Consider the following 5,385-nt stretch of genomic DNA (forward strand, 5'->3'; position numbering starts at 1 on the left):
GGGGGGGGGCCGGGGGCCCCCCCGGGGGGGGGGGCCCCCGGGCCCCGGGGTCGGGCGGTCAGGTCAGGAGACGTTGACAGCGGTGTCGTCGAGCACGAACGACGTCTGCAGGGAGACGTCCTCGGTGCCGGTGAACTTCAGCGTGACGGTCTGCCCGGCGTACGACGCCAGGGAGAACGACTTCTGGCTGTAGCCGCTGGCCTTGTTCAGGTTCGAGTAGGTCGCCAGCGTGGCCAGCACCGAACCGGAGGAGTTGAGCACCTGCACGTTCAGCTTGTCGTACTGGACGCTGCTGGTGGTCTCGGCCGAGTCGATGTGCAGCCAGAACGAGAAGGTGTACGTGGAGCAGCCGCTCGGCAGGCTCACCGACTGCGACAGCGAGTCGGTGCGGGTGGTGCCGTAGCCGTTGAGCCAGGCGTTCCACGTACCGGTGCGGGTCGGCTGGCCCTGCGAGCCGTACTGGCCGATCACGCCGGAGGTGGAGGTCCAGACCGTGTTGCCGGACTCGAAGCCCGGGTTGCCGAGCTTCTGGCCCGCGCCGGTGCAGCCGCCGCCGGTGCCGTTCACCGTCAGCGAGAACGTGGCGGTCTTCGTGCCGGACGCCGCGCTGCCGGTGACGGTCACCGAGTAGGTGCCGGTCGGCGTGCTGGAGCTGGTGGAGATGGTGAGCGTGGACGAGCCGCCCGAGGTCACCGAGGAGGGGCTGAACGACGCGGTGGCGCCGGTCGGCAGGCCGGACGCGGAGAACGTCACGGTCTGCGCGCTGCCGTTGGTGGTGGCCGTGGCGACGGTGGCGGTGACCGAACCGCCCGCGGTGACCGACCCGGCGGTCGGCGAGAGCGAGACGGAGAAGTCGTTGCCGGTGGAGCTGCACGGCGCGTCGTTACCGGCGACGTTCACCGCGGTCCAGGCGGCCTGGACGGTCTTGTACTCGGTGGAGCAGTTGCCGTACAGGTCGGTGGCGGCCCGCAGGGTGTACGCGCGGGCAGTGTTGGCCGGGTTGCTCGTGTTGACGTACGAGGTGTTCGAGGTGAAGTACACGTCGAGCGCCCGGTACCAGATCTTCTCCGCCTTGGTGCGGCCGATGCCGGTGACCGCCGGGGCCGAGCCGCAGACCGGCGAGGTGCCGTACGCGGTGGCGCCGGTGCCCTCGGCGAGGTTGAAGAAGAAGTGGTTGCCGACGCCGGAGGAGTAGTGCACGTCCTTGTTCTTCGTGCTGGTGGACCAGCAGGAGTCGGACGAGCCGTCCAGCGACGGGTTGTACATGTAGCGCAGCGGCGTACCGTTGCCGTTGATGTTGATCTTCTCGCCGACCTGGTAGTCGCCCGGGTCGCTCGGCGCGGCGGCGTAGAACTCCACCATGTTGCCGAAGATGTCGCTGGTGGACTCGTTCAGGCCACCGGACTCACCGGAGTAGACCAGCCCGGCCAGCGCCTCGGTGACGCCGTGGCTCATCTCGTGGCCGGCGACGTCCAGCGAGACCAGCGGGCGGGAGTTGCCCGAGCCGTCGCCGTAGGTCATCTGGGCCCCGTCCCAGAAGGCGTTGACGTAGTTGTTGCCGTAGTGCACCCGGCTCGGCACGCCCTGGCCGTTGCCGAAGATGCCGTTGCGGCCGTGCACGTTCTTGAAGTAGTCGAACGTCTTGGCGGCGCCGAAGTGGGCGTCCACGGCGGCCGACTGCCGGTTCGAGGTGGCGCCGTTACCCCACGCGTTGTCCGCGTCGGTGAACGTGGTGCAGGTGGAGGTCCCGTTGTTCATGTCGCAGGTACGGCCGTTGCCGCGTACCGGGTCGATCATCTGGTACGTGCTGCCGGAGAGCGTGGTGTCGATGGTGACCGAGCCGGTGTAGATGCCCTGGCCGGTGCCGGCCACCGTCTCGATCTCGTCGTACGAGCCGATCACCTTGCCGGTGGTGGCGTCGGTGACGACGTGCAGCTTCGACGGGGTCTGCTTGTCCGCCTTCCAGCCCGTCGCGACGGTCTCCCAGGCGAGGCGGCCCTTGCCGCTGCTGGCGTCGACGAACAACTCCGGCGCGCCGACCGAGGTGAGCGAGCCGGAGAACGTCTTGCGGGCGCTGGCCTTGGCCGCCTCCGCGCCGACCTTCGCGGTGGTGCTCAGGGTCAGCGGGGCGTCGAGGCTGACCGACGCGCTGGTCATGGTGCCGTTGGGGGCGGTGTGGATGACGAAGTCACCGCCGTACACCCGGAGACCCTGATAGGTCCGGCTGTACCGGGTGTGCGCCGCCCCGGAGGGGTCGACCTTGGTGCGGACGGCCTGATAGGCCTCACCGCCGGCGCCCTTGACGACGCCGGGGTTGGCGCGCAGCAGGCTCGCGGCCTTGGCCGCGGCCGAGGTCTCGGGGCTGGGGGCGGTTGGCGCTGCCGCTTGCGCCGAGGTGGTGACGCAGGCCAGCACGCTGCTGGTGAGCAGCGCTGCGCTGACGGCGGCGACGGATCTTTTCACGGGCCCTCCTGGAAGGCGAATGTTGTGACGGGGGTAGTCACTGATGTAGATATAGCGATACATCGACGAACGTGAAAGAGGCTGGCGGGAACCCGCCGGAGACACTGACCGAACGGATGAGGAGGACCGGTGGACCGGAACCGGGTGGTCCCGTCGCGCGTCCGAACCGGTATGAGAGCTGCCCCCGCCGTGGCGGCCGTCGCCGCCCTTCTCGTCCCGCTCGCCGGCTGCGCCCGCACCGACGCGCCACCCGTCGTCACGGACGGGCCCTCGCCGCTGGCCACCGAGGTCGTGCTCGTGAAGTCGGGCGGCATCGCCGGGCTGACCGACACCGTCCGGGTCGGGCCGGACGGCCACTGGACCCGCACCGACCGTGCCGGCGCCTCCCGAGAGGGGCAGCTCGCCGCGGAGAAGCTCACCCGGCTGCGGCAACTCGCGGCCGACCCCCGGCTGGCCGCCGAAGCCGCCGTCACCGCACCGGCGACCATGTGCGCCGACGCGTTCAGCTACCGGCTCACCATCGGGCCCAACCAGGTCAGCTACGTGGACTGCCCGCCGCAGGCCACGCCGCCCGCCGTCACCGCGCAGGTGGTGGACCTGCTCAACGGCGCCACCGGCTGACCGGCGCCGACTTCAAACCCGTTCCGGCTGTGACATCGGCCTATGGCCGGCCGGCCGGCGGCGGGGCCAGCATGGAAGGCATGACTCGCGCACTCATCGCCCTGACCAGTCACTCCGAGCTGGGCCGCACCGGCCGCTCGACCGGCTACTACGTCGGCGAGGCCGCCGAGCCGTGGGAGGTGTTCCGGGCCGCCGGCTACGACGTCGACCTGGTCTCAGTGGCCGGCGGCGAGCCGCCGGTCGACGGGCGGGACGAGAACGACGCCACCCAGAACGACTTCCTCGCCACCGCCGGCGTCACCGACACCCCGAAGGCCGCCGACGTCGACCCGGCCGGGTACGACGTGATCCTCTTCGCCGGCGGTCACGGCACCATGTGGGACTTCCCCGACGACCCCGACCTGGCCCGGATCGCCCGCTCGGTCTACGAGCGCGGCGGCGTGGTGGCCGCCGTCTGCCACGGCCCGTCGGCGCTGGTGAACCTGACCCTCACCGACGGCTCACGGCTCGTCGCCGGCAAGCGTGTCGCCGGCTTCACCAACAGCGAGGAGGCGGCCGTCGGCCTCACCGACGAGGTGCCGTTCCTGCTCGCCGACAAGCTCACCGAGGCCGGCGCGCAGCACGTGCCGGCGCCGGACTTCACCGAGCACGTGGTGGTCGACGAGCGCCTGGTGACCGGCCAGAACCCGCAGTCCGCCCGCGCCGTCGCCGACGCCGTGGTGAAGCTGATCGCCTGAGCACCAGGTCAGAACCGGTAGTCGTCGGGCAGGCCGGTGGCACGCAGCTCGGGCGGCAGGTGGGCGACGTCGTTGAGCGCGACGAGCGTCGGCGGGCCGCCCGAGCTGTAACGGATCACGGTGAGCCCGCAGTTCTGGTGGTTGAGCCCGATCCAGCGGTGCGGCGGCGCCTCCAGCGCGTGCAGCACCAGCCAGGCGACCAGGAAGTTGTGGGTGACGACCAACTCGCGTACGTCACCCTCCGCGGGGGCGGCGGCGAACCGCGCCACCGCCTCCGCGGTCACACGCGGCCCGTCGCGCCGCTCCCGCTCGGTGAACCCGGCCAGGAACTCCGCGTACCGCTCGGGCAGGTCGGCCGGGTCGGTGTCGTGCGGCACGTGGTCGCCGGCGCGGTCGTCCTCGCGTACCGGAACACCCGGCAGCGACGCCGCGACCAGCGCGGCGGTCTCCGCGGCCCGGCGGGCCGGCCCATGGTGTACGGCGGCGAAGCGCGTGCCGCGCAGCCGTTCACCCAGCAGCGTCGCCTGCCGCCGGCCGCGCTCGGACAGGCCGGTGTCGGCCTCCTCCTCCGCGCGGTCCTGCTCGCCGTGGCGGACCAGGTAGAGCAGGCGGCTGGGCATCGGCGCCTCCACGGTCGGGGACCGCGAGACTAGCCCGCCGCCGCGCCGTTCACTGCCCCTGGCGCATCTGCCCGATCCGGATCCGGTTGCCGAACGGGTCGCGGATGCCGAAGTCGATCCCGTACGGCCGGTCGGTCGGCTCGTCGGTCACCTCCACACCCTTCGCGACCAGATCCGCGTACGTCTTGTGCGCGTCGTCGGTGGTGAAGAAGAGGAACCCGCCCGCGGCGCCCTTGGTCAGCAGCTCCCGGACCTGCTCGGCGGTCTTCGGGTCCAGGGCCGGCGGGCCCGGCTTCTCCAGCAGGATCTCCCGGCCCGGGTCCCCCGGCACGTTCACGGTGAGCCAGCGCATGAAGCCGAGATCCTGGTCGGTGCTGACCTCCAGGCCCAGCTTCCCGACGTAGAAGTCGAGCGCCTCGTCCTGGTCGAGCACGTAGATCTGCGAGCGGGAAGTCGAAGTCATCGTCATGCCGACGACGCTAGAGCAGCGGCCTGACCTGCTGCTTATCCAAAACTGCTCGGTCTGGTCCAGGACTTGGCGAAGCAGCTCGGCACGTCCGGCGGCGCGGCCCGGCGACGCCGGAAGGCCGAGGGCGACGCACCGACGATGCCGTGGAACGTCCGGCTGAACGTGCCCAGGCTGTTGAAGCCGACGGCGAGGCAGATGTCGGTGACGTCGCGGTCGGTCTCCAGTAGCAGGGCCATGGCCCGCTCGACCCGGCGGCGTTGCAGGTAGCGGTGCGGGGTCTCGCCGAAGGTGGCCCGGAAGGTACGGATGAAGTGCGCCTCGGACACGTGGGCGATCCGGGCCAGCGCGGCGATGTCCAGCGGCTGCGCGTACGCCCGGTCCATCGCGTCGCGGGCCCGCAGCATCGCCCGATTGGACTCCTCGACCGCTCTGCTCACGCCGTCCCCCCGCCGGCCAGCCTACCGAGACGTCGATC

6 protein-coding genes are annotated in these 5,385 nt (G+C 71.3%); 2 read left to right on the plus strand and 4 right to left on the minus strand.

Annotated elements, in window-relative coordinates; genetic code table 11:
- Positions 1-63: 63 nt before the first annotated feature.
- Positions 64-2,463 (minus strand): M4 family metallopeptidase, encoded by a 2,400-nt coding sequence (locus KBX39_RS21880; protein ID WP_210872260.1) that lies wholly within the window; start codon positions 2,461-2,463, stop codon positions 64-66.
- Between the two features lie 171 nt (positions 2,464-2,634).
- On the opposite strand from KBX39_RS21880, the gene KBX39_RS21885 reads away from it, so the two are divergent.
- Both KBX39_RS21885 and KBX39_RS21890 read left to right on the plus strand, forming a co-directional pair.
- The gene (locus KBX39_RS21885; protein WP_210872262.1) at positions 2,635-3,084 is read left to right on the plus strand and encodes a hypothetical protein; all 450 of its coding nucleotides are present in this window, start codon (positions 2,635-2,637) and stop codon (positions 3,082-3,084) included.
- An 80-nt stretch (positions 3,085-3,164) separates the two neighbouring features.
- The gene (locus tag KBX39_RS21890) at positions 3,165-3,821 is read left to right on the plus strand and encodes a type 1 glutamine amidotransferase domain-containing protein (protein WP_247660443.1); all 657 of its coding nucleotides are present in this window, start codon (positions 3,165-3,167) and stop codon (positions 3,819-3,821) included.
- 8 nt (positions 3,822-3,829) lie between these two features.
- Here the strand turns inward: KBX39_RS21890 and KBX39_RS21895 are convergent, their stop codons facing one another.
- Genes KBX39_RS21895 through KBX39_RS21905 form a run of 3 tightly spaced genes read right to left on the minus strand, consistent with a single transcriptional unit; the run spans position 3,830 to position 5,347 of the window.
- A complete protein-coding gene (locus KBX39_RS21895; RefSeq protein WP_166457739.1) occupies positions 3,830-4,441 on the minus strand; it encodes a histidine phosphatase family protein in 612 nt (203 codons plus the stop codon).
- Between the two features lie 49 nt (positions 4,442-4,490).
- Complete coding sequence (locus KBX39_RS21900) at positions 4,491-4,910, minus strand: VOC family protein (RefSeq protein WP_043327953.1); 420 nt, start codon at positions 4,908-4,910, stop codon at positions 4,491-4,493.
- A gap of 35 nt (positions 4,911-4,945) precedes the next feature.
- Complete coding sequence (locus KBX39_RS21905) at positions 4,946-5,347, minus strand: helix-turn-helix domain-containing protein (RefSeq protein WP_187693841.1); 402 nt, start codon at positions 5,345-5,347, stop codon at positions 4,946-4,948.
- Positions 5,348-5,385: the final 38 nt, after the last annotated feature.

The organism is Micromonospora sp. D75 (assembly GCF_018070405.1).
In the GTDB taxonomy this organism is placed as follows: Bacteria; Actinomycetota; Actinomycetes; order Mycobacteriales; family Micromonosporaceae; genus Micromonospora; species Micromonospora chalcea.

What these genes read in the sequence shown, in the direction of transcription:
- KBX39_RS21885 (WP_210872262.1), top strand. Translation starts at nt 2,635, where the DNA reads ATGAGAGCTGCCCCCGCCGTGGCGGCCGTCGCCGCCCTTCTCGTCCCG.
- KBX39_RS21900 (WP_043327953.1), bottom strand. Translation starts at nt 4,910, where the DNA reads ATGACGATGACTTCGACTTCCCGCTCGCAGATCTACGTGCTCGACCAG.
- KBX39_RS21890 (WP_247660443.1), top strand. Translation starts at nt 3,165, where the DNA reads ATGACTCGCGCACTCATCGCCCTGACCAGTCACTCCGAGCTGGGCCGC.
- KBX39_RS21895 (WP_166457739.1), bottom strand. Translation starts at nt 4,441, where the DNA reads ATGCCCAGCCGCCTGCTCTACCTGGTCCGCCACGGCGAGCAGGACCGC.